Consider the following 18,071-nt stretch of genomic DNA (forward strand, 5'->3'; position numbering starts at 1 on the left):
ATGACCGCACCGATCTACGTTCTCAACGGCCCCAACCTCAACCGGCTCGGCACGCGCGAGCCGGAAATCTACGGCTCGACGACGCTCGTCGAGGTCGAGGCGCTTTGCAGGACGGCGGCGGGCGACGTTCCGGTCGAGTTCCGTCAGTCGAACCGCGAATACGAGATCGTCGACTGGGTGCACGAGGCGATCGATCGTCCAGGCGCCGGCATCATCATCAACCCGGCCGCCTTCACCTTCACCTCGATCGCGATCCTCGATGCCCTGAAGATGTTCCCGCGCCCGATCATCGAGTTGCATATCTCCAACATCCATCGGCGCGAGGACATCTACCACAACTCGCTGGTGTCGAAGGTCGCCACCGCCGTCATCGCCGGGCTCGGACCGAAGGGCTACGGCGCCGCAATGCGGGCCATGCTGGACCTCGTTGCCGACGCGAAGCGGCGTTGATCCGGTCGTCCGCGGGGTCTCACCGAGCGACTGGACTGAATTAGTTCAGGTTTTAAATTTCACACGACTTTAACTACGAAGAACGTAGCAGTTGGTTAACTTTCCCGATTAAACAGATCGCAATATGGCTTCTGTAGATTTGGCCCTGTCACAAAGCGGGGACAAGGAGCCCACTTACCATGAAGAACCTTCTGAAGCGTTTCTAGAACGACGAATCCGGCGCAACCGCCATCGAATACGGCCTGATCGCAGCATTCATCGGTGTGGTCATCATCGGCGGCGCACGCATGGTCGGCACGTCGATCGACGCGACCTTCACGACGATTTCGACCGAGATCGACGGCGCGAACTGATCCGTTCCGACGTATGTCGACACAAAAAAGAGCCGGCTTTCGCCGGCTCTTTTTCGTTTCAGCCATAAGATCGTGAACTTAGTTCACGGCGTCCTTGAGGCCCTTGCCGGCCGAGAACTTCGGCACGTTGCGGGCAGGAATCTGCACTTCGGCGCCCGTCTGCGGGTTGCGGCCGGTCGAGGCTTCACGGCGCGAAACCGAGAAATTGCCGAAGCCGACCAGGCGCACGTCGCCGCCCTTCTTCAGTTCGCCGGAGATAGCGGAGAACACCGCGTCGACTGCGGACTGCGCGTCGGCCTTGGAAAGGCTCGCTTCTTCGGCAACCGCGGCGATAAGCTCGTTCTTGTTCATTGAAAAACTTCCTTTCGGTTGAAAGGCCGGAAAACTGGGTTCTGCCGGCAGCGGGCGGAGTGTAGGCACACCATCGTCTGCAACCAAGCGAAAAGCTGGCCTTGGGCGCGCAAAATCCCAGCTTTTCTGCGGTTTTTCAATCAAAAAGCCGGGCACTGGGCCCGGCTTTCGCAATTATCAGACGCTTTGTTGCAACCGTGTCAGTGAGCAAAGCTCGCCGAGGCCGAATCGTCGGCCGTCACGGGGGCGGAAGTCGCCGGTTCCGTCCACTCGATCGGCTCGGGCTGGCGCACCAGCGCGTGGCTCAACACCTCGCCGACGCGGCTGACCGGGACGATCTCCAGAGCGTTCTTCACGTTCTCCGGAATGTCGGCCAGGTCCTTCGCATTCTCCTCGGGGATCAGCACCTTCTTGATGCCGCCGCGAAGGGCAGCGAGGAGCTTTTCCTTGAGGCCACCGATCGGCAGGACGCGGCCACGCAGCGTGACCTCGCCGGTCATGGCGATGTCCTTGCGGACCGGAATGCCCGTCAGCACCGAGACGATCGCCGTGACCATCGCGATGCCGGCGGACGGACCGTCCTTCGGCGTCGCGCCTTCCGGCACGTGGACGTGGATGTCGCGCTTGTCGAAGAGCGGCGGCTCGATGCCGAAATCGATCGCACGCGAGCGGACATAGGACGCAGCAGCCGAGATCGACTCCTTCATGACGTCCTTCAGATTGCCGGTCACAGTCATCTTGCCCTTGCCGGGCATCATGACGCCTTCGATCGTCAGCAATTCGCCGCCGACTTCCGTCCAGGCGAGGCCCGTGACGACACCGACCTGATCCTCGCCGTCGACCTGACCGAAGCGGAAGCGCGGTACGCCGAGATAACTATCGAGATTCTCGGCGGTCACCTCGACCGACTTGACCTTGGTGCGCAGGATTTCCGTCACCGCCTTGCGGGCGAGCTTCATCAGCTCGCGCTCGAGGTTTCTGACGCCAGCTTCCCGCGTATAGGTGCGGATCGTCTCGCGCAGCGCCTCGTCCGTGACCGAGAACTCGCCCTTGTTGAGCGCATGGTCACGTATGGCCTTGGGCAACAGGTGCCGACGGGCGATCTCGACCTTCTCGTCCTCGGTATAACCGGCGATACGGATGATCTCCATACGGTCCATCAGGGCCGGCGGGATGTTCAGCGTATTCGCAGTCGTCACGAACATCACGCTCGACAGGTCGTATTCGACCTCGAGATAGTGATCCATGAAGGACGAGTTCTGCTCCGGATCGAGAACTTCGAGCAACGCCGAAGACGGATCGCCGCGGAAATCCATGCCCATCTTGTCGATCTCGTCGAGCAGGAAGAGCGGGTTGGACTTCTTCGCCTTCTTCATCGACTGGATGACCTTGCCGGGCATCGAGCCGATATAGGTGCGGCGGTGGCCGCGGATCTCGGCTTCGTCACGCACGCCGCCAAGCGCCATGCGGATGAACTCGCGACCGGTCGCCTTGGCGATCGACTTGCCGAGCGAGGTCTTGCCGACGCCGGGAGGACCGACGAGGCACAGGATCGGACCCTTGAGCTTCTTCTGACGGCTCTGGACGGCCAGATATTCGACGATGCGTTCCTTGACCTTGTCGAGGCCGAAGTGATCGGTGTCGAGCACTTCCTGCGCGAATTCGAGGTCCTTCTTGACCTTGGAGGGCTTGCCCCACGGGATCGACAGCAGCCAGTCGAGATAGTTGCGCACGACGGTCGCCTCGGCGGACATCGGCGACATGGTGCGCAGCTTCTTCAGCTCCGCATCCGCCTTTTCGCGGGCTTCCTTGGTCAGCTTGGTCTTCTTGATGCGGTCTTCCAGTTCGGCCGCCTCGTCGCGGCCGTCCTCGCCCTCGCCGAGCTCCTTTTGGATCGCCTTCATCTGCTCGTTGAGGTAGTACTCGCGCTGCGTCTTCTCCATCTGGCGCTTGACGCGCGAGCGGATGCGCTTTTCCACCTGAAGCACGGAAATCTCGGCTTCCATGAAGCCCATGGCCTTTTCAAGCCGCTCGCGCACGGAGAGCGTCGCGAGCATTTCCTGCTTTTCGGGAATCTTGATCGCCAGGTGCGAAGCGATCGTGTCGGCGAGCTTCGAATAATCCTCGATCTGGCTCGCGGCGCCGACGACTTCGGGCGAAATCTTCTTGTTGAGCTTGACGTAGTTTTCGAAGTCCGAGACGACAGAACGCGCAAGCGCCTCGATCTCGACTTCCTCATCCTCGGGCTCGGCCATCAGTTCGGCAGCGGCCTCGTGGTATTCCTCGCGTTCCATGAACGCGGTGATGCGGGCGCGCGAGGAACCTTCGACCAACACCTTGACGGTGCCGTCGGGCAGTTTCAGCAATTGCAGGACGCTTGCGACAGTGCCGATCTCGTAGATGCCGTCGGCCTGCGGATCGTCGTCGGCCGCATTCTTTTGGGTGGCAAGCAGGATCTGCTTGTCCGAACCCATGACTTCCTCGAGCGCGCGGATCGACTTTTCGCGACCGACGAACAGCGGCACGATCATGTGCGGGAAGACCACGATGTCGCGCAGCGGCAGGACCGCGTAGGTCGTCTGGTCGGGGGCGCTGGAGAGCTTGGTCATGTTCCAACCTTTCTGTCCGCGACCGCCATGAAGCAGCCAGCCGCGAATCTCATATTAGCGGCGTCAAGGCCTTCCGCCTATTGTCCTGATGGAGAGGACATGAATTGAGCAGCACGGAAGACCTGGCGCCCGAATAGCACTTAGGTGGCGTCGCAATGATGGGAGATCAAGACGCAGGCTGCCGCAACGTCGCCATGCCTAAGACGCATGGCGGGCGCGGGACAAGCCCGCGCCCGGATCGCGATCAGGCGCTGGCCGAGCCTTTTTCGTGCTCGCGCTCGGAGTAGATGTAGAGCGGACGAGCCGAACCCTGCACCACGTCGTCGGAGATGACGACTTCCTGCACGCCTTCGAGCGCAGGCAGTTCGAACATGGTGTCGAGCAGAATCGCTTCCATGATGGAACGCAGGCCGCGCGCACCGGTCTTGCGCTCGATCGCCTTTTTGGCGATCGCCGAAAGCGCGGTCTCGTGGAAGGTCAGTTCCACGTTCTCCATCTCGAACAGGCGCTGGTACTGCTTGACGAGCGCGTTCTTGGGCTCGGTCAGGATCTGGATCAGCGCCGGTTCGTCCAGGTCCTCGAGCGTCGCCAGGACGGGCAGACGGCCGACGAACTCGGGAATGAGGCCGAACTTCAACAGATCCTCGGGCTCGACCTGACGGAAGAGATCGCCGGTGCGGCGGTCTTCCGGCGAGGCGACATTGGCGCCGAAGCCGATCGAGGTCTTGCGGCCGCGGTCGGAGATGATGCGGTCGAGACCGGCAAAGGCGCCGCCGCAGATGAAGAGGATGTTGGCGGTGTCGACCTGCAGGAATTCCTGCTGGGGATGCTTGCGGCCGCCCTGCGGGGGAACGGAAGCGACGGTGCCTTCCATGATCTTCAGCAGCGCCTGCTGGACGCCCTCGCCCGAGACGTCGCGCGTGATCGACGGGTTGTCGGACTTGCGCGAAATCTTGTCGATCTCGTCGATATAGACGATACCGCGCTGCGCCCGCTCGACATTGTAGTCGGCCGACTGGAGCAGCTTCAAGATGATGTTCTCGACGTCCTCGCCGACATAGCCGGCTTCGGTCAGCGTCGTCGCGTCGGCCATGGTGAAGGGCACGTCGATGATGCGGGCGAGCGTCTGGGCAAGCAGCGTCTTGCCGCAGCCGGTCGGGCCGATCAGGAGGATGTTGGATTTCGCCAGCTCGACGTCGTTCGACTTCGAGGCGTGGGCGAGACGCTTGTAGTGATTGTGGACGGCGACCGACAGGACGCGCTTGGCGTGCGGCTGGCCGATGACGTAGTCGTCCAGAACCTTCAGGATTTCCTGCGGCGTCGGAACGCCTTCGCGCGACTTCACCATCGAGGATTTGTTTTCCTCGCGGATGATGTCCATGCACAATTCGACGCATTCGTCGCAGATGAAGACCGTCGGGCCTGCGATCAGCTTGCGCACCTCGTGCTGGCTCTTGCCGCAAAACGAGCAGTAGAGCGTATTCTTGGAATCGCCACCGCTGTTGCTGATCTTGCTCATTTGGTACGTCCTTTCGGCACCGCTCGTCGGCACCGCCCCAACACGGCGCCGAACCTGAATTCTAAGGCGGGCGAACCGCCCTGCCAAGAATGTCGCATCAGTGAACCCAATTCGCCCCGAGATGCAAAACGCGAATCGGTGTCCTCCGTGCAAATCCCCAGCAAAAAGCTAAGCCTGCTATCGTTGAACATAGCTTAACCTAGGAGCGCAACGACCTTCAGGGAACAGCCGATTGTGACGGAATTGCCGCGTTGCGCGTCAAAACCGCGTCATCGGCCGTTCCCCGGCCATCACGCGGCCGGCTTGTCGGTCTCGACGGCCTCGCGCTCGGAGATGACGCGGTCGATCAGGCCCCAGGCCTTCGCCTCGTCCGACGTCATGAAGTGATCGCGGTCGAGCGTCTTTTCGATCGTCTCGTAATCCTGGCCGGTGTGCTTGACATAGACCTCGTTCAAACGGCGCTTCAGCTTGATGATGTCCTGCGCGTGGCGTTCGATGTCCGACGCCTGGCCGGAGAATCCGCCCGAGGGCTGGTGCACCATGATGCGCGCGTTCGGCGTGGCAAAGCGCATGTCCTTGTGACCGGCGCAAAGCAGGAGCGAGCCCATCGAGGCCGCCTGGCCGATGCACAGCGTCGAGACAGCCGGCTTGATGAACTGCATCGTATCGTAAATCGCCATGCCGGACGTCACCACGCCGCCGGGCGAGTTGATGTAGAGCGAGATTTCCTTCTTCGGGTTCTCGGCCTCGAGGAAGAGAAGCTGCGCGCAGACGAGCGTCGCCATCCCGTCCTCGACCGGACCGGTGATGAAGATGATCCGTTCCTTCAGGAGGCGCGAGAAGATGTCGTAGGCGCGCTCGCCGCGATTGGTCTGCTCGACCACCATCGGCACGAGGCTCATATAGGTATCGACGGGATCTCTCATGTCTCTTCCTTCAAGGGATGGTCGGCCCGGTCGGACCGAATCTGAATGGTCGCTGCTGACCCTTAAATAGGATGGCCGGTTCGGCCTGCGCAAGAGCGGGGGACAGGTGTCCTGTCACGCCGATTCGACGGCCTGATCGGCGCGCATCCAGTGACGCAACGTCGCCAGATCGCCGGTCTCGATGGCATCCGCGACGCGCCGGCCGACGGCGGCGCCGAACTTGTAGCCGTGGCCCGAACAGGCCGAGACGACGAGCGCGTGGCCGATATGGGCGCTGTAGAAGGTCTCGTCATGGGTGAAGGTGTAGACGCAGCTCGACGTCGACGCGATGCGGTACTCGTCGAGCCGGGCGATGGACGGTACGAAATGGCTGACGATCTGGCCGCCCTCGTCCGGCGCCAGTTCGCGATTGTCGTCGGCGTCGACCGTTACCTGCCGATGCAGTCCGGTGCCGAATTTCAGCCCGCCATCGCCGGAGGGCGGGATGATATAGCCTTCGTCGTCCGCGCCGACGTCGAGCAGCGTCGGCGCCGCAGCCCAGGCTTCGCGCAGATCGACCGGCGGTTCGAGATAGGCGACGGCGGTGCGGTAGGGCTGGAGGTCGACGGCAAGGTCTGGGAAGAGGCCGAGCACCCAGCCGCCTGCCGTTACAACGAGGTTGTCGGCGGCGAGCACCGTGCCGTTCGCCAGAGTCACCGTCGCGCCGTCGACATCGACGCCGACGACCTTCGTGTGCTCGCGCACATCGGCTCCGTTGGCGCGCAGCCATTCGGCGATGCCGTTGGCGATGCGGCGGCAATGGAGCGCGCCGCCTTCTTCCGAATTAAGCGCGTAGCGAAGGCGCCTGCCCTCGATGAACGGCCAGCGAGAGACGGCTTCGCCGGCCTCGATGATCTCGAATGGATGGCCGCCGGCGGCCAGGCCCTCGCGATGCACGTCCGCGGCGTCGCCTTTCGCATAGGAGAGGCAAAGGCAGCCGCGATGGTCGTAGTGGCGCTGCCCGAGGTCCTGCCAGAGTTCGTCCCAGGCCGAGAACGCCTCGTCGATCTGCGCCGCATAGCCCAGATGCGCGCCATAGGCGCGGCGGATGATGCGGTGGTGATCACCGGAGGCGGCGAGCGGATTTGGGATCGGCCCCTGCTCGATGAGCGTTACCTCATGCCCGCGCTTCGTCAGCGCCCATGCCGTCGAAAGGCCCGAAATGCCGGCGCCGACCACGATGATCTTCATCGTCCCTGTATCCCTCGTACCCTGTCCGCTGGCCTACCATAAGGACTGGAACCGGGCAGACAAGTCGCGCTAGACGCACACGCATGACCCAGCCCGCGACCTTCCAGTTTGATCCCGCCACGCTCCGGCTCCGCCTCGACCCGCACGATGCCGCCTTTTTCCAGGACCCGTATCCGACCTATGCCTGGCTGCAGGCGCGGACGCCGGTCTTCCATTGGGAAGAGTTCGGCGCCTGGTGTGTCGCCTCCTATGAAGGCGTCAACCGCATTCTGCGGGACCGCAATTTCGGACGCGAGAAGCCCGGCGGCTATGTCGATTACGTCTCGCGCTCGGGCGATCGCTCGCATCTGGCCGATTTCGACGCCGTCGAGGCGCGCTCGATGCTGGAACTGGAACCGCCTGTCCACACGCGTCTGCGCACGCTCGTCAACCGCGCCTTCGTTTCGCGGCAGGTGGAGCGGCTGCGCCCGCGCGTCGAGCAACTGGCGCATGAACTGATCGACGGTTTCGAGACGAAAGGGTCCGTCGATCTCATCCCCGCCTTCGCGACGCCGGTGCCGATCGTCGTCATCTGCGAAATGCTGGGCGTTCCGGTGGAAGCCGGGCCGCAGCTTCTCGATTGGTCGCACCGCATGGTCGCGATGTACATGCACGGCCTGACCCGCGAGATCGAGGCCGACGCCAATCGCGCAACGGCGGAGTTTTCCGCCTTCATCCGCGAGCATGCACGCAAGAAGCGCGCGGCGCCGGGTGACGACCTCCTGAGCCTCCTGAATTCCGCGCAGGAGAACGGCGAAAAGCTGACCGAAGACGAGCTCGTTGCCTCTGCCATCCTGCTTCTCAATGCCGGGCACGAGGCGACGGTCCACCAGACCGGCAACGCTGTCCGCGCGATCCTGAAACAGGGCGATGATCCGCGCCGGTTCTTCACCGACGCCGATGCGACCGCGGCGACCGTGGAGGAATGCCTGCGCTTCGACGCGCCGCTCCACATGTTCAACCGCTTCGCCGCAACGGATTGCGAGATCGCGCCGGACGTCTTCGTCAAGGCCGGCGAGCGCATCTGGCTGATGCTGGGCGCGGCGAACACGGATGCGAGCGCCTTCGCCGATCCCCTTGTTTTTCGCCCGGGACGTACGGACCAGAAGAACGTGTCGTTCGGCGCCGGCATCCACTTCTGCATCGGCGCTCCGCTCGCGCGGCTGGAAATGCAGGCGTCGCTGAGGGTGCTGTTCGAGAGGCTGCCTGGGCTAAGGCTGGCCGAGGAGCCGCGCTATCGCGACACCTATCATTTTCATGGATTGGAGCGGTTGGTCGTTAAGTGGTGAGGCCGCGCTCTACGTTGCCCCCCTCTGTCCTGCCGGACATCTCCCCCGCAGGTGGGGAGATTACTCTCGTCATCGACACCGCGTGATCTCCCCCCTCGCGGGGAAGATGTCCGGCAGGACAGAGGGGGGCGCGAAGGATCGCGACGCTAAACCCGCACCACATACTCCTTGCGCGTCGTCTCGACGACTTCCCAGCTTCCCTTGAAGCCGGGGCGGAGCACGAAGCTGTCGCCGGCTTTCACCGTGCGGGCGGCGCCGCCGTCTTCGGTGATGACGGAGACGCCGGAGAGGATGCGGCAGTATTCCCATTCGTCATATTCGATGCGCCATTTGCCGGGTGTGGATTCCCAGACGCCGGCGAAGAGGCCGTTGCCGGCCTCCTCGACGTTCCAGGTTCGGAACTGCGGGTTGCCTTCGATCACGCGGCCTTCGGCGGGTTGGCCCGCCTCCGGGTCCACTCCGGAAATGCCCAGACCGACTATATGGCTGACATACATGGCGTCCTCCCGCGATGATCAGGCCTTCGCCAGCGCCTGTTCCAGGTCGGCGATGATGTCGGCGACGTCCTCGATGCCGACCGACAGGCGGATGACGTCAGGGCCAGCGCCGGCGGCCGTCTGCTGCTCGTCCGACAATTGGCGGTGCGTCGTCGAGGCCGGGTGGATGATCAGCGACTTGGTGTCGCCGATATTGGCCAGATGCGAGAAGAGCTCGACGCCTTCGACGACCTTGACGCCCGCCTCGTAGCCGCCTTTCAGGCCGAAGGTGAACACGGCGCCGGCGCCCTGCGGCGAATATTTCTTCTGCAGCGCATTGTTCGGGTCGTCGGCGAGGCCCGGATAGGACACCCACTCCACTTTCTCATGCGTCTTCAGCCATTCGGCGACCTTCAGCGCGTTGTCGCAGTGGCGCTGCATGCGAAGCGGAAGGGTCTCGAGGCCGGTCAGGATCATGAAGGCATTGAACGGCGAGATGGAGGGGCCGAAATCGCGCAGGCCGAGCACGCGGCAGGCAATGGCGAAGGCGAAGTTGCCGAAGGTCTCGTGCAGGACGATGCCGCCATATTCGGGACGCGGCTCGGACAACATCGGATAGTTGCCCGATTTCGACCAGTCGAACGTGCCACCATCGACGATGACGCCGCCCATCGAATTACCGTGGCCGCCGATGAACTTGGTCAACGAGTGGACGACGATGTCCGCGCCATGCTCGATCGGGCGCAGGAGGTAGGGCGAGGCCATGGTGTTGTCGACGATGAGCGGAAGGCCGTGTTTATGCGCGATTTCTGCGATAGCAGCGATGTCAACGAAGGTGCCGCCGGGATTGGCGAGGCTCTCGATGAAGATGCCGCGCGTCTTGTCGTCGATCTGGTTCTCGAAGGTCGACAAATCGTTAGTGTCGCCCCAGCGCACCTCCCAGCCGAAATTCTTGAAGGCGTGGCCGAACTGGTTGATCGAGCCGCCATAGAGCCGGCGCGCGGCGACGAAATTGTCGCCGGGGCGCATGATGGTGTGGAAGATCAGGAGCTGCGCGGCGTGGCCGGACGCCGTCGCCAGCGCCGCCGTGCCGCCTTCGAGCGCGGCAAGGCGTTCCTCGAGCACGGCCTGCGTCGGGTTCATGATGCGGGTGTAGATGTTGCCGAACGCCTTGAGCCCGAAGAGCGAGGCGGCATGGTCGGCGTCGTCGAAGACGAAGGACGTCGTCTGGTAGATCGGCGTCGCGCGGGCGCCGGTCGCCGGATCGGGCTGCGCGCCCGCATGGACTGCCAAGGTGTTGAAGCCGGGTGCGCGCTGCGCCATCGTTCGTCCTCCAGATGAATGCAATTTTCAAGGCCGGCACAGTCATCGCAAAGCGCCGGGCCAAAAGCAAAGACGAATGTTGCGCGCCGAGGCAGTCCGGTGGCAACTATTTCTGCCTTATGCCGAAGCTCTGGAAGCCGGAGCGCATGATCGGCTTTTTCGACGAGATGACGCCGCTGTTGACGCCGTTCCAGCCGATCTCGCCCGCGAGCCTGGCATATTCGATCTTGGGGCAGCGGTTCATGACGACCTCGATGCCCGCGGTTTCCATCCGCTTGGCCGCAACGTCGTCGCGCACGCCAAGCTGCATCCAGACGATCTTCGGCAGCGGGTCGAGCGCCAGCACCTCCTCGACAATGCTCGGCACGGCGTTCGAGGCGCGGAAGATGTCGACCATGTCGATCGGCTCGGGAATGTCGGCGAGCTTCGCATAGGTCATGCGGCCGAGGATTTCCCTGCCGGCATGGCCCGGATTGACCGGGAAGACGGCGTAGCCTTTGTCGATCAGGTATTTCGCGACGAAGAAGGACGGGCGCACGTCATTCGCCGACGCACCGACGATGGCGACGCTCTTCACCTTGTTCAGGATGTCGGAGATGTAGGAGTTGTCGTAGGAATCGTGGTTCATTCGGGTAGCGATATGCGCCCTTCTGCATCGATCGGAAAATCGGGATTGTGCGCGACTTCCCACAAATGGCCTTCGGTATCGGCGAAATAGCCGTACCAGCCGCCCCAGAAAGCGCGTTGCGCGGGTTTGACGATGCGCCCGCCGGCCTTCTCCGCCGCCGACAGGACTTCAGAGACTTCGGCGTCGGACCGCGTGTTATAGGCGAGAGCGGCGCCGGAAAAGCCCGGACGGCTGTCTTCGACGCCGGCATCCGCCGCGAGCTTTTCGCGCGGCCACAACGCCAGCAGCGTTCCGCCCATCTGGAAGAAGGCGACGTCGCCCGGCACCTTCATGCCCGCCTTGAGGCCCATCTGCTCGTAGAAGCCGACCGCGCGGTCGAGGTCGTCGACGCCGAGCGTGACGATGGAGATGCGGGGCTCCATCATTCGTCGGTCCATTCCGGCTTGCGCTTTTCCACGAACGCGCCGATGCCTTCGGCGGCGTCGCGCGCAAGCATGTTCTCCACCATCACCCGGCCGGCATATTCGTAGGCGTCGGACAAGCCCATCTCGGCCTGCGCGTAGAAGGCCTCCTTGCCGATCTTCAGCGTCATGGCGGATTTCGAGGCGATGGTCTGGGCGTATTTGCCGACGATCTGGTCCAGATATTCGGGCGGGACGACGCGATTGACCAGGCCGAATTCGCGCGCAGCCGTCGCCTCGATCATCTCGCCCGTCAGCAGCATCTCCATCGCGTGCTTGTGCGAGATGTTGCGCGACAGAGCGACCATGGGCGTCGAGCAGAAGAGGCCGATATTGACGCCGGGCGTGGCGAAGGTCGCCTCGGTCGTGGCGATGGCAAGGTCGCAGCTTGCGACGATCTGGCAGCCGGCGGCGGACGCGACGCCGGCCACGGCGGCGATGACGGGCTTGGGATGGCGCACGATCTCCTGCATCAGCGCGCCGCAGGCCGTCATCAGCTCCTCGAACCAGGCGCGGCCGCGGTCGGCGTCGGCACGGTGCGCGGTGATCTCCTTCAGGTCGTGCCCGGCGGAAAAGACCTTTCCCTCGGCCGCGATGACGACGACCCGCACGGAGGCGTCGTCCCCCGCCGTGGCCAGATGACGGCGCAGCGTCGCGATCATCTCCATCGACAGCGCATTCGCCGGCGGCGAATCGAGCACGATCCGCAACACCGGGCCGTCGCGTTCGGCACGCGCCGGCTCCATCCGTACCGAGGCGAGAGCAGTCACATTCATTCGCAGTCTCCGTGGCGTCTTTGCCGATCCTTAGCATCAAAGAAGACGCGTTTCATGCCCCTGCAACACTCTTGCGTTTGCTTGTGGTTGCATGTTCCTTGGCGCGACGAGGATGGGAGGACAGGCATGCACGGATCGAAGCCATCGAGCGTTCCGACGCCGGTGATGACTGCGGACGAGGTCAATTCGTTGCTCAGGGAGGTCTACCCGCAGCTCAACGAGGATTTCGCCGCCTATTCCGCGACAGAAGTCTTTCCGGGCGGCTGCACCGTGCGCCTCGACGCCGACCATCGGCACCTGCGCCCCGGCAATACCGTTTCAGGCCCTTCCCTCTTCACGCTCGCCGACATCGGCGGCTATGTGTGCGTCCTTTCGCATGCCGGGCCGGACGCGCTTTCCGTCACCACCAACCTCAACATCAACTTCATGCGCAAGGCCGAGGCAGGCCCGATCGACGGGCATTGCCGCATCCTGAAGCTTGGCCGCAGCCTGATGGTGTTCGACATCGAAATGGTCAGCGGACCCGACCGGCATGTCGTCGCGCACGCGACGGGGACCTATTCGATCCCGCCGAAGCGGGAGAAATGATGCGGTAAAATAATACCGTATTCTTACAGCGCTGATTTTATTCAATATTTTTCCGCAACATCCACTTTCGGTCGCTTGACGACGCGGAAGGCCGGCCGTATAAGCCGGTCCGAACGCGCCTCCATTTCCGGAGGCCGTTTTTTGTTGGTCCGCAAGGCGCCAACACAAGCAACAAGAAATGCCTTCCTTCGCGAAGGTTCGACAAGAAAGATCGAAACCATGAAGACCTTTTCGCAGAAGCCTGCGGACGTGGTGAAGAAGTGGGTCGTGATCGACGCCGAGCACCTCGTCGTCGGCCGTCTGGCCTCCATCGTCGCCAACCGTCTGCGCGGCAAGCACAAGCCCACTTTCACGCCGCATGTCGATGATGGCGACAACGTCATCATCATCAATGCCGACAAGGCCGTGTTCACCGGCAAGAAGTTCACCGACAAGGTGTACTACTGGCACACCGGTCACCCGGGCGGCATCAAGGAGCGCACTGCGCGCCAGATTCTCGAAGGCCGCTTTCCCGAGCGCGTCATCGAGAAGGCTGTCGAGCGCATGATCCCGCGCGGCCCGCTCGGCCGTCGCCAGATGAAGAATCTGCGCGTCTATGCCGGCTCCGAACACCCGCACACCGCCCAGACGCCCGAGACGCTCGACGTCGCCGGCCTGAACAAGAAGAACACGAGGCTCCAGACCAATGGCTGAACTCAACTCCCTCCAGGACCTCGGCCAGGCGACCGGCGCGTCGGAGCAGGCTGCTCCGGTTCACGTCCAGAAGCTTGACAAGCAGGGCCGCGCCTATGCCACCGGCAAGCGCAAGGACGCCATCGCGCGCGTCTGGGTCAAGCCGGGCTCGGGCAAGATCATCGTCAACAACAAGGAATTCGGCGCCTATTTCGCGCGTCCGGTCCTGCAGATGGTGCTCCAGCAGCCGATCGTCGCCGCTGACCGCAACGGCCAGTACGACGTCATCGCCACCGTCGCCGGCGGCGGCCTCTCGGGCCAGGCCGGTGCCGTTCGCCACGGCATCTCCAAGGCGCTGACCTACTACGAGCCGGGCCTTCGCGCCGTGCTCAAGAAGGGCGGCTTCCTGACCCGCGATTCGCGTACCGTCGAGCGCAAGAAGTACGGCAAGGCCAAGGCCCGTCGTTCGTTCCAGTTCTCGAAGCGCTAAGCGTTTCGCATTCGGAACTTCGAAAAGCGGGCCTTCGGGTCCGCTTTTTTCGTTTGGAGATCGGCGGAACCCCACTACACTGTAAATCACTGTCACATATCCAATGAGGCATGTCATGAAATCCTCCGGGCAAATGACGCTGACGCTGACCGACGATCTTGAGCAATTCGTTCGCGAGCAGACCCGAAAAGGCTCGTTCGCATCCAATAGCGAATATGTTCGCGCGCTCGTGCGGGAGCGCTACATGCAAGAACGCCAGCGCGACGAGCGCCGCCGTGCCCTGAACGAGGCTATTGCTAGGGGCTTGAGCGACGCAGAAGCAGGCAGAGCGCGTCCCGTCGACGAAGCGTTTGCACAGTTGAAGGCAAAATTGGCCGCGGAACGTTCCAACCGCGCATGATGTCGGTCGTCATCACCGATGCTGCGTGGGAGGATTTGGCAGACATCGTCCGTCACGTGGCCATCGATAGTCCCCAAGCGTCGGATCGCCTTCTGAGCGAACTCTACGACAGGTGCAGCAGTCTCGTTTTGAACCCCTTGGCCTTCCCGGTCGTTGACGGATATGAGGAAGCCGGGATCAGGCGGCGGCTCTGCGGCAACTACCTCATCTTCTATCGCTGCACTGAGGAAGCTGTGGAAATCCTTCACGTGCTCCATGGAGCCCGCGACTACGACGCACTCTTGTAAGCAATCTTCGGAGCGACCAATGCCCGCAAAGACGATCGACAATGCATTTAGCGCGCGTCAGCTCACCGGAGCGGCGAGCGATCCGACGCATGCGGGTGCGCTGTCGTTCATGCGGCGTAGGTACACTAAGTCGCTCGAGGGCGCGGATGTGGTCGTCTGGGGCATTCCGTTCGATGCCGCTGTCTCCAACAGGCCGGGTGCACGGTTCGGGCCGCAGGCGATCCGGCGCGCTTCGGCGATCTTCGACAACGATCCGCAATATCCGTTCGATGCCGATCTTTTCGAGGATCTTGCCGTCATCGACTATGGCGACTGCCTGCTCGACTACGGCAATCATCAGGAAACGCCGGCGACGATCGAGCGCGAAGCTGCCACATTGGTCAAATCGGGCGCCTTCGTCGTCTCGATGGGCGGCGACCATTTCGTGACCTGGCCCATCCTCAAGGCGCACGCCGCGAAATACGGCCCGCTCGCCATGATCCAGTTCGACGCGCATCAGGACACCTGGTTCGACGACGGCAAGCGGATCGACCATGGCTCCTTCGTCGGCCGCGCGGTGCGCGACGGCGTGATCGACGCGTCGCGCTCGATCCAGGTCGGCATCCGCACCCACGCGCCGGACGATTGCGGCATCCAGATGCTCTATGGCTACGACGTCGAGGAGATGCGGGCCGACGAGATCGTCGCCGCGATCAAGGCGCGTGTCGGCGACGCCAAGGCCTACGTCACCTTCGACATCGACTGCCTCGACCCGGCCTACGCACCGGGAACCGGTACACCGGTCGCCGGCGGCCCCTCTTCCGCCAAGATGCTGGCGGTGCTGCGCAAGCTCGGCTCGCTCGACATCGTCGGAGCCGACATCGTCGAGGTCGCGCCGGCCTATGACCATGCCGACATCACGGCGATTGCGGGCGCGTCCGTCGCGATGCACTATATCGGGCTTCTGGCGGAGCGACGATCGCGGCTGGCAAAGTGAATCAAGCGGCTGACGGATCGAATCCGGAAACCGGCCCAAGCGATTGTTTCAAAAAGAATTCGAAGTGACGAGCATGAAACCGAAAATCTTCATCGACGGCGAACACGGCACGACCGGCCTCCAGATCCGCACGCGGCTTTCGGGCCGCGACGACCTCGACATGCTGTCGATCCCGGAGGCCGAGCGGCGCAACGATAGTCTGCGCGAGGAGATGCTGAAGACGGCCGACGTCGCGATCCTCTGCCTGCCCGACGATGCAGCGAAGCAAGCCGTGTCGATGCTCGAAGGCACGAATTCCACCCGCATCATCGACACGTCTACGGCGCACCGCATCCATCCCGACTGGGCCTATGGCTTTGCCGAACTCGACGAGGACCAGGCCGAGAAGATCGCCACCGCCCGGCTGGTCGCCAATCCGGGCTGCTATCCGACCGGGGCGATCGGGCTCATTCGGCCACTGGTCAAGGCGGGCATCCTGCCGGCGGACTATCCCGTCAGCGTCAATGCGATCTCCGGCTATACGGGTGGTGGCAAGCAGATGATCGCGCAGATGGAGAACGCGGACGCGCCGGACCACATCGCCGCGCCGCACTTTCTCTACGGCCTCACGCTCGCGCACAAGCACGTGCCGGAAATGATGGAGCATGGGCTGCTCGACCGCCGGCCGATCTTCTCACCGAGCGTCGGACGGTTCGCTCAGGGAATGATCGTGCAGGTGCCGCTGCACACGGCGAACCTTAACGGCGCGCCGAGCGTGGGTGACGTTCACACCGCACTTGCCGCGCATTATGCAGGTCAGGACGTGGTCGAGGTCGTGCCGCTTGAGGCGAGCGCCAAGCTCGCGCGGATCGACCCGACCGAACTTAACGACACCAATCGGATGAAGCTGTTCGTCTTCGGGAACGACGCGGCGGGTCAGGTCAATCTCGTCGCCGTGCTCGACAATCTGGGCAAGGGCGCATCGGGCGCCGCCGTCCAGAACATGGATCTCATGCTGTCGAAGCGCGCCGCCTGACGCCGGTCAACGAGCGTATCCGGCCGCGGCCTGCGACGGATACGCCCCCTTCGTGCCGCGCCAATGCGCGGCAGCGAAGCCAAGGACGACGATCGCGAAGGCGTGGTGCGCCAGCGCCCAGCCGAGCGGCACGACCAGCACAAGCGTCGTGATCCCGATCAGCGCCTGCGCGATGATCATTGCCAGCAACACGACCGCGCGACGCGAATGTGTCGTCGAAGGTGAACCGCGCCAAGCTGAGAAGACGTGCCAGACCGCCGCCGCAAGCAACACGTAGGCGCCCAAGCGGTGGACGAATTGCACGGTCTTCGGGTTCTCGAAGAAATTGCGCCAGACGGGCTCGGCGACCAGCAAACCACCCGGCCAGAATGCGCCGTCCATCAGCGGCCAGGTGTTGAACGTCAGGCCGGCATGAAGGCCGGCGACGAGCGCGCCGAGATAAATCTGGAACAGGACGAGGACCAGCAGCCACCCTGCCTGGCTGCGGGTGCGATCGGGCGCGGGGCCGGCCGAATGCGGCGCGAGGCCGCGCGCGATCACCATCGTCGCGGTGAAGATCAGGCAGGCGAGCATCAGATGCGTTGCGAGCCGGTACTGGCTGACGCTGACGCGTTCGGAAAGCCCGGAGGCCACCATCCACCAACCGATGAAGCCCTGCAGGCCGCCCAGCGCCAGCAGGCCGAGCAGCTTGGGCTTCAGGTGCCGCTCCAACCGCCCGGTCAGCCAGAAGAAGGCGAGCGGGACGGCGACGAGGAAGCCGACGCCGCGCGCAAGCAGGCGGTGCGCCCATTCCCACCAGAAGATCGTCTTGAACTCGTCGAGGCTCATGCCCCTGTTGATCTGCTGATATTGCGGAATCTGGCGATACTTTTCCAGTTCCTCCTGCCATTGCGCCTCGCCGATCGGCGGGATGACGCCGTGGATCGGCTTCCATTCGGTGATCGACAGGCCCGAACCGGTCAGCCGCGTCGCGCCGCCGACGACGAACAGTGCGAACAGAACGAGGAGGACGAGGTAGAGCCAGATGCGGACAAGGCGCCGGTTGCGTGCCTCGCGGGCGCGGGCGTCGAAGGGAAGGCTGTCGATTGCTGCCGACGCGGCCATCGCGTGGTTCCTCGGGTGGTTGGCGTGGCGGAGAAGTGCCGCATCGGCCTCGTCAATTCAAGCGCCTGCCCCGCGCGACATGCCGTCGCGTTTGCCTTGGCTGCATGTC

Annotated in this window: 20 protein-coding genes and 1 pseudogene; 10 read left to right on the forward strand and 11 right to left on the reverse strand. The window is 63.4% G+C overall.

The window, feature by feature from the left end; translation table 11 throughout:
* Together ALII_RS0104260 and ALII_RS21810 are read left to right on the forward strand one after the other, a co-directional pair.
* Positions 1–450, forward strand: a complete 450-nt coding sequence (locus ALII_RS0104260; RefSeq protein ID WP_024586088.1) for a type II 3-dehydroquinate dehydratase — start codon at positions 1–3, stop codon at positions 448–450.
* Positions 451–629: 179 nt separating this feature from the next.
* Positions 630–803 (forward strand): annotated as a pseudogene (locus ALII_RS21810) (Flp family type IVb pilin).
* Between the two features lie 78 nt (positions 804–881).
* Here the strand turns inward: ALII_RS21810 and hupB are convergent.
* The 5 genes from hupB to ALII_RS0104290 form a co-directional block, all read right to left on the reverse strand.
* Positions 882–1,154, reverse strand: a complete 273-nt coding sequence (hupB, locus tag ALII_RS0104270; RefSeq protein WP_024586089.1) for a DNA-binding protein HupB — start codon at positions 1,152–1,154, stop codon at positions 882–884.
* A 200-nt stretch (positions 1,155–1,354) separates the two neighbouring features.
* Entirely contained in the window at positions 1,355–3,763 is a 2,409-nt protein-coding gene (gene lon, locus ALII_RS0104275) for an endopeptidase La (RefSeq protein WP_024586090.1), read from the reverse strand.
* Positions 3,764–4,007: 244 nt separating this feature from the next.
* Positions 4,008–5,282, reverse strand: coding sequence for an ATP-dependent Clp protease ATP-binding subunit ClpX (clpX, locus tag ALII_RS0104280; protein WP_024586091.1), 1,275 nt, complete (start codon positions 5,280–5,282; stop codon positions 4,008–4,010).
* A gap of 290 nt (positions 5,283–5,572) precedes the next feature.
* Positions 5,573–6,208, reverse strand: coding sequence for an ATP-dependent Clp protease proteolytic subunit (locus ALII_RS0104285; RefSeq protein WP_024586092.1), 636 nt, complete (start codon positions 6,206–6,208; stop codon positions 5,573–5,575).
* 114 nt (positions 6,209–6,322) lie between these two features.
* Complete coding sequence (locus ALII_RS0104290) at positions 6,323–7,438, reverse strand: FAD-dependent oxidoreductase (protein WP_024586093.1); 1,116 nt, start codon at positions 7,436–7,438, stop codon at positions 6,323–6,325.
* Positions 7,439–7,521: 83 nt separating this feature from the next.
* Here ALII_RS0104290 and ALII_RS0104295 point away from each other — a divergent pair, with 83 nt between their 5' ends.
* Positions 7,522–8,766, forward strand: a complete 1,245-nt coding sequence (locus ALII_RS0104295; RefSeq protein WP_024586094.1) for a cytochrome P450 — start codon at positions 7,522–7,524, stop codon at positions 8,764–8,766.
* A 146-nt stretch (positions 8,767–8,912) separates the two neighbouring features.
* Here ALII_RS0104295 and ALII_RS0104300 read toward each other — a convergent pair whose 3' ends face one another.
* The 5 genes from ALII_RS0104300 to ALII_RS0104320 all read right to left on the reverse strand — a co-directional run bounded on the left by ALII_RS0104300 (position 8,913) and on the right by ALII_RS0104320 (position 12,400).
* Complete coding sequence (locus ALII_RS0104300) at positions 8,913–9,263, reverse strand: cupin domain-containing protein (RefSeq protein ID WP_024586095.1); 351 nt, start codon at positions 9,261–9,263, stop codon at positions 8,913–8,915.
* 18 nt (positions 9,264–9,281) lie between these two features.
* Positions 9,282–10,565: an O-acetylhomoserine aminocarboxypropyltransferase gene (locus ALII_RS0104305; protein ID WP_024586096.1), complete on the reverse strand. Its 1,284-nt coding sequence runs from the start codon at positions 10,563–10,565 to the stop codon at positions 9,282–9,284.
* Positions 10,566–10,671: 106 nt separating this feature from the next.
* Positions 10,672–11,193 carry a CoA-binding protein gene (locus ALII_RS0104310; RefSeq protein WP_024586097.1) on the reverse strand — a complete coding sequence of 174 codons (522 nt, stop codon included), beginning with the start codon at positions 11,191–11,193 and terminating at the stop codon, positions 10,672–10,674.
* Positions 11,190–11,615, reverse strand: a complete 426-nt coding sequence (locus tag ALII_RS0104315; RefSeq protein WP_024586098.1) for a VOC family protein — start codon at positions 11,613–11,615, stop codon at positions 11,190–11,192. The genes ALII_RS0104310 and ALII_RS0104315 overlap by 4 nt, the downstream gene beginning before the upstream one ends.
* Complete coding sequence (locus tag ALII_RS0104320; protein ID WP_024586099.1) at positions 11,615–12,400, reverse strand: enoyl-CoA hydratase; 786 nt, start codon at positions 12,398–12,400, stop codon at positions 11,615–11,617. The genes ALII_RS0104315 and ALII_RS0104320 overlap by 1 nt, the downstream gene beginning before the upstream one ends.
* A 156-nt stretch (positions 12,401–12,556) precedes the next feature.
* On the opposite strand from ALII_RS0104320, the gene ALII_RS0104325 reads away from it, so the two are divergent.
* The 7 genes from ALII_RS0104325 to argC all read left to right on the forward strand — a co-directional run bounded on the left by ALII_RS0104325 (position 12,557) and on the right by argC (position 16,858).
* Entirely contained in the window at positions 12,557–13,018 is a 462-nt protein-coding gene (locus ALII_RS0104325; protein WP_024586100.1) for a PaaI family thioesterase, read from the forward strand.
* A 219-nt stretch (positions 13,019–13,237) separates the two neighbouring features.
* On the forward strand, positions 13,238–13,711 hold the full coding sequence (gene rplM / locus ALII_RS0104330) for a 50S ribosomal protein L13 (RefSeq protein WP_024586101.1): 474 nt from the start codon (positions 13,238–13,240) through the stop codon (positions 13,709–13,711).
* Positions 13,704–14,180: a 30S ribosomal protein S9 gene (gene rpsI, locus ALII_RS0104335; RefSeq protein WP_024586102.1), complete on the forward strand. Its 477-nt coding sequence runs from the start codon at positions 13,704–13,706 to the stop codon at positions 14,178–14,180. The genes rplM and rpsI overlap by 8 nt, the downstream gene beginning before the upstream one ends.
* Before the next feature lie 115 nt (positions 14,181–14,295).
* The gene (locus ALII_RS0104340) at positions 14,296–14,580 is read left to right on the forward strand and encodes a type II toxin-antitoxin system ParD family antitoxin (RefSeq protein WP_029660193.1); all 285 of its coding nucleotides are present in this window, start codon (positions 14,296–14,298) and stop codon (positions 14,578–14,580) included.
* On the forward strand, positions 14,577–14,867 hold the full coding sequence (locus tag ALII_RS0104345; RefSeq protein ID WP_244437294.1) for a type II toxin-antitoxin system RelE/ParE family toxin: 291 nt from the start codon (positions 14,577–14,579) through the stop codon (positions 14,865–14,867). The genes ALII_RS0104340 and ALII_RS0104345 overlap by 4 nt, the downstream gene beginning before the upstream one ends.
* A 19-nt stretch (positions 14,868–14,886) precedes the next feature.
* The gene (gene speB / locus ALII_RS0104350; protein ID WP_024586105.1) at positions 14,887–15,843 is read left to right on the forward strand and encodes an agmatinase; all 957 of its coding nucleotides are present in this window, start codon (positions 14,887–14,889) and stop codon (positions 15,841–15,843) included.
* A gap of 73 nt (positions 15,844–15,916) precedes the next feature.
* Entirely contained in the window at positions 15,917–16,858 is a 942-nt protein-coding gene (argC, locus tag ALII_RS0104355; protein ID WP_024586106.1) for an N-acetyl-gamma-glutamyl-phosphate reductase, read from the forward strand.
* 6 nt (positions 16,859–16,864) lie between these two features.
* On the opposite strand, the gene ALII_RS0104360 is transcribed toward argC, so the two are convergent.
* Positions 16,865–17,962: a COX15/CtaA family protein gene (locus ALII_RS0104360; RefSeq protein WP_024586107.1), complete on the reverse strand. Its 1,098-nt coding sequence runs from the start codon at positions 17,960–17,962 to the stop codon at positions 16,865–16,867.
* Positions 17,963–18,071: the final 109 nt, after the last annotated feature.

This window comes from Aliihoeflea sp. 2WW (assembly GCF_000497755.1).
GTDB lineage: Bacteria > Pseudomonadota > Alphaproteobacteria > Rhizobiales > Rhizobiaceae > Aliihoeflea.

Coding starts and splice junctions, on each gene's coding strand:
- ALII_RS0104305 (WP_024586096.1), bottom strand. CDS start 10,565: ATGGCGCAGCGCGCACCCGGCTTCAACACCTTGGCAGTCCATGCGGGC.
- rplM (WP_024586101.1), top strand. CDS start 13,238: ATGAAGACCTTTTCGCAGAAGCCTGCGGACGTGGTGAAGAAGTGGGTC.
- ALII_RS0104315 (WP_024586098.1), bottom strand. CDS start 11,615: ATGGAGCCCCGCATCTCCATCGTCACGCTCGGCGTCGACGACCTCGAC.
- ALII_RS0104325 (WP_024586100.1), top strand. CDS start 12,557: ATGCACGGATCGAAGCCATCGAGCGTTCCGACGCCGGTGATGACTGCG.
- ALII_RS0104295 (WP_024586094.1), top strand. CDS start 7,522: ATGACCCAGCCCGCGACCTTCCAGTTTGATCCCGCCACGCTCCGGCTC.
- speB (WP_024586105.1), top strand. CDS start 14,887: ATGCCCGCAAAGACGATCGACAATGCATTTAGCGCGCGTCAGCTCACC.
- ALII_RS0104310 (WP_024586097.1), bottom strand. CDS start 11,193: ATGAACCACGATTCCTACGACAACTCCTACATCTCCGACATCCTGAAC.
- ALII_RS0104340 (WP_029660193.1), top strand. CDS start 14,296: ATGAAATCCTCCGGGCAAATGACGCTGACGCTGACCGACGATCTTGAG.
- ALII_RS0104260 (WP_024586088.1), top strand. CDS start 1: ATGACCGCACCGATCTACGTTCTCAACGGCCCCAACCTCAACCGGCTC.
- ALII_RS0104285 (WP_024586092.1), bottom strand. CDS start 6,208: ATGAGAGATCCCGTCGATACCTATATGAGCCTCGTGCCGATGGTGGTC.
- rpsI (WP_024586102.1), top strand. CDS start 13,704: ATGGCTGAACTCAACTCCCTCCAGGACCTCGGCCAGGCGACCGGCGCG.
- lon (WP_024586090.1), bottom strand. CDS start 3,763: ATGACCAAGCTCTCCAGCGCCCCCGACCAGACGACCTACGCGGTCCTG.
- ALII_RS0104290 (WP_024586093.1), bottom strand. CDS start 7,438: ATGAAGATCATCGTGGTCGGCGCCGGCATTTCGGGCCTTTCGACGGCA.
- argC (WP_024586106.1), top strand. CDS start 15,917: ATGAAACCGAAAATCTTCATCGACGGCGAACACGGCACGACCGGCCTC.
- ALII_RS0104320 (WP_024586099.1), bottom strand. CDS start 12,400: ATGGAGCCGGCGCGTGCCGAACGCGACGGCCCGGTGTTGCGGATCGTG.
- ALII_RS0104360 (WP_024586107.1), bottom strand. CDS start 17,962: ATGGCCGCGTCGGCAGCAATCGACAGCCTTCCCTTCGACGCCCGCGCC.
- ALII_RS0104345 (WP_244437294.1), top strand. CDS start 14,577: ATGATGTCGGTCGTCATCACCGATGCTGCGTGGGAGGATTTGGCAGAC.
- ALII_RS0104300 (WP_024586095.1), bottom strand. CDS start 9,263: ATGTATGTCAGCCATATAGTCGGTCTGGGCATTTCCGGAGTGGACCCG.
- hupB (WP_024586089.1), bottom strand. CDS start 1,154: ATGAACAAGAACGAGCTTATCGCCGCGGTTGCCGAAGAAGCGAGCCTT.
- clpX (WP_024586091.1), bottom strand. CDS start 5,282: ATGAGCAAGATCAGCAACAGCGGTGGCGATTCCAAGAATACGCTCTAC.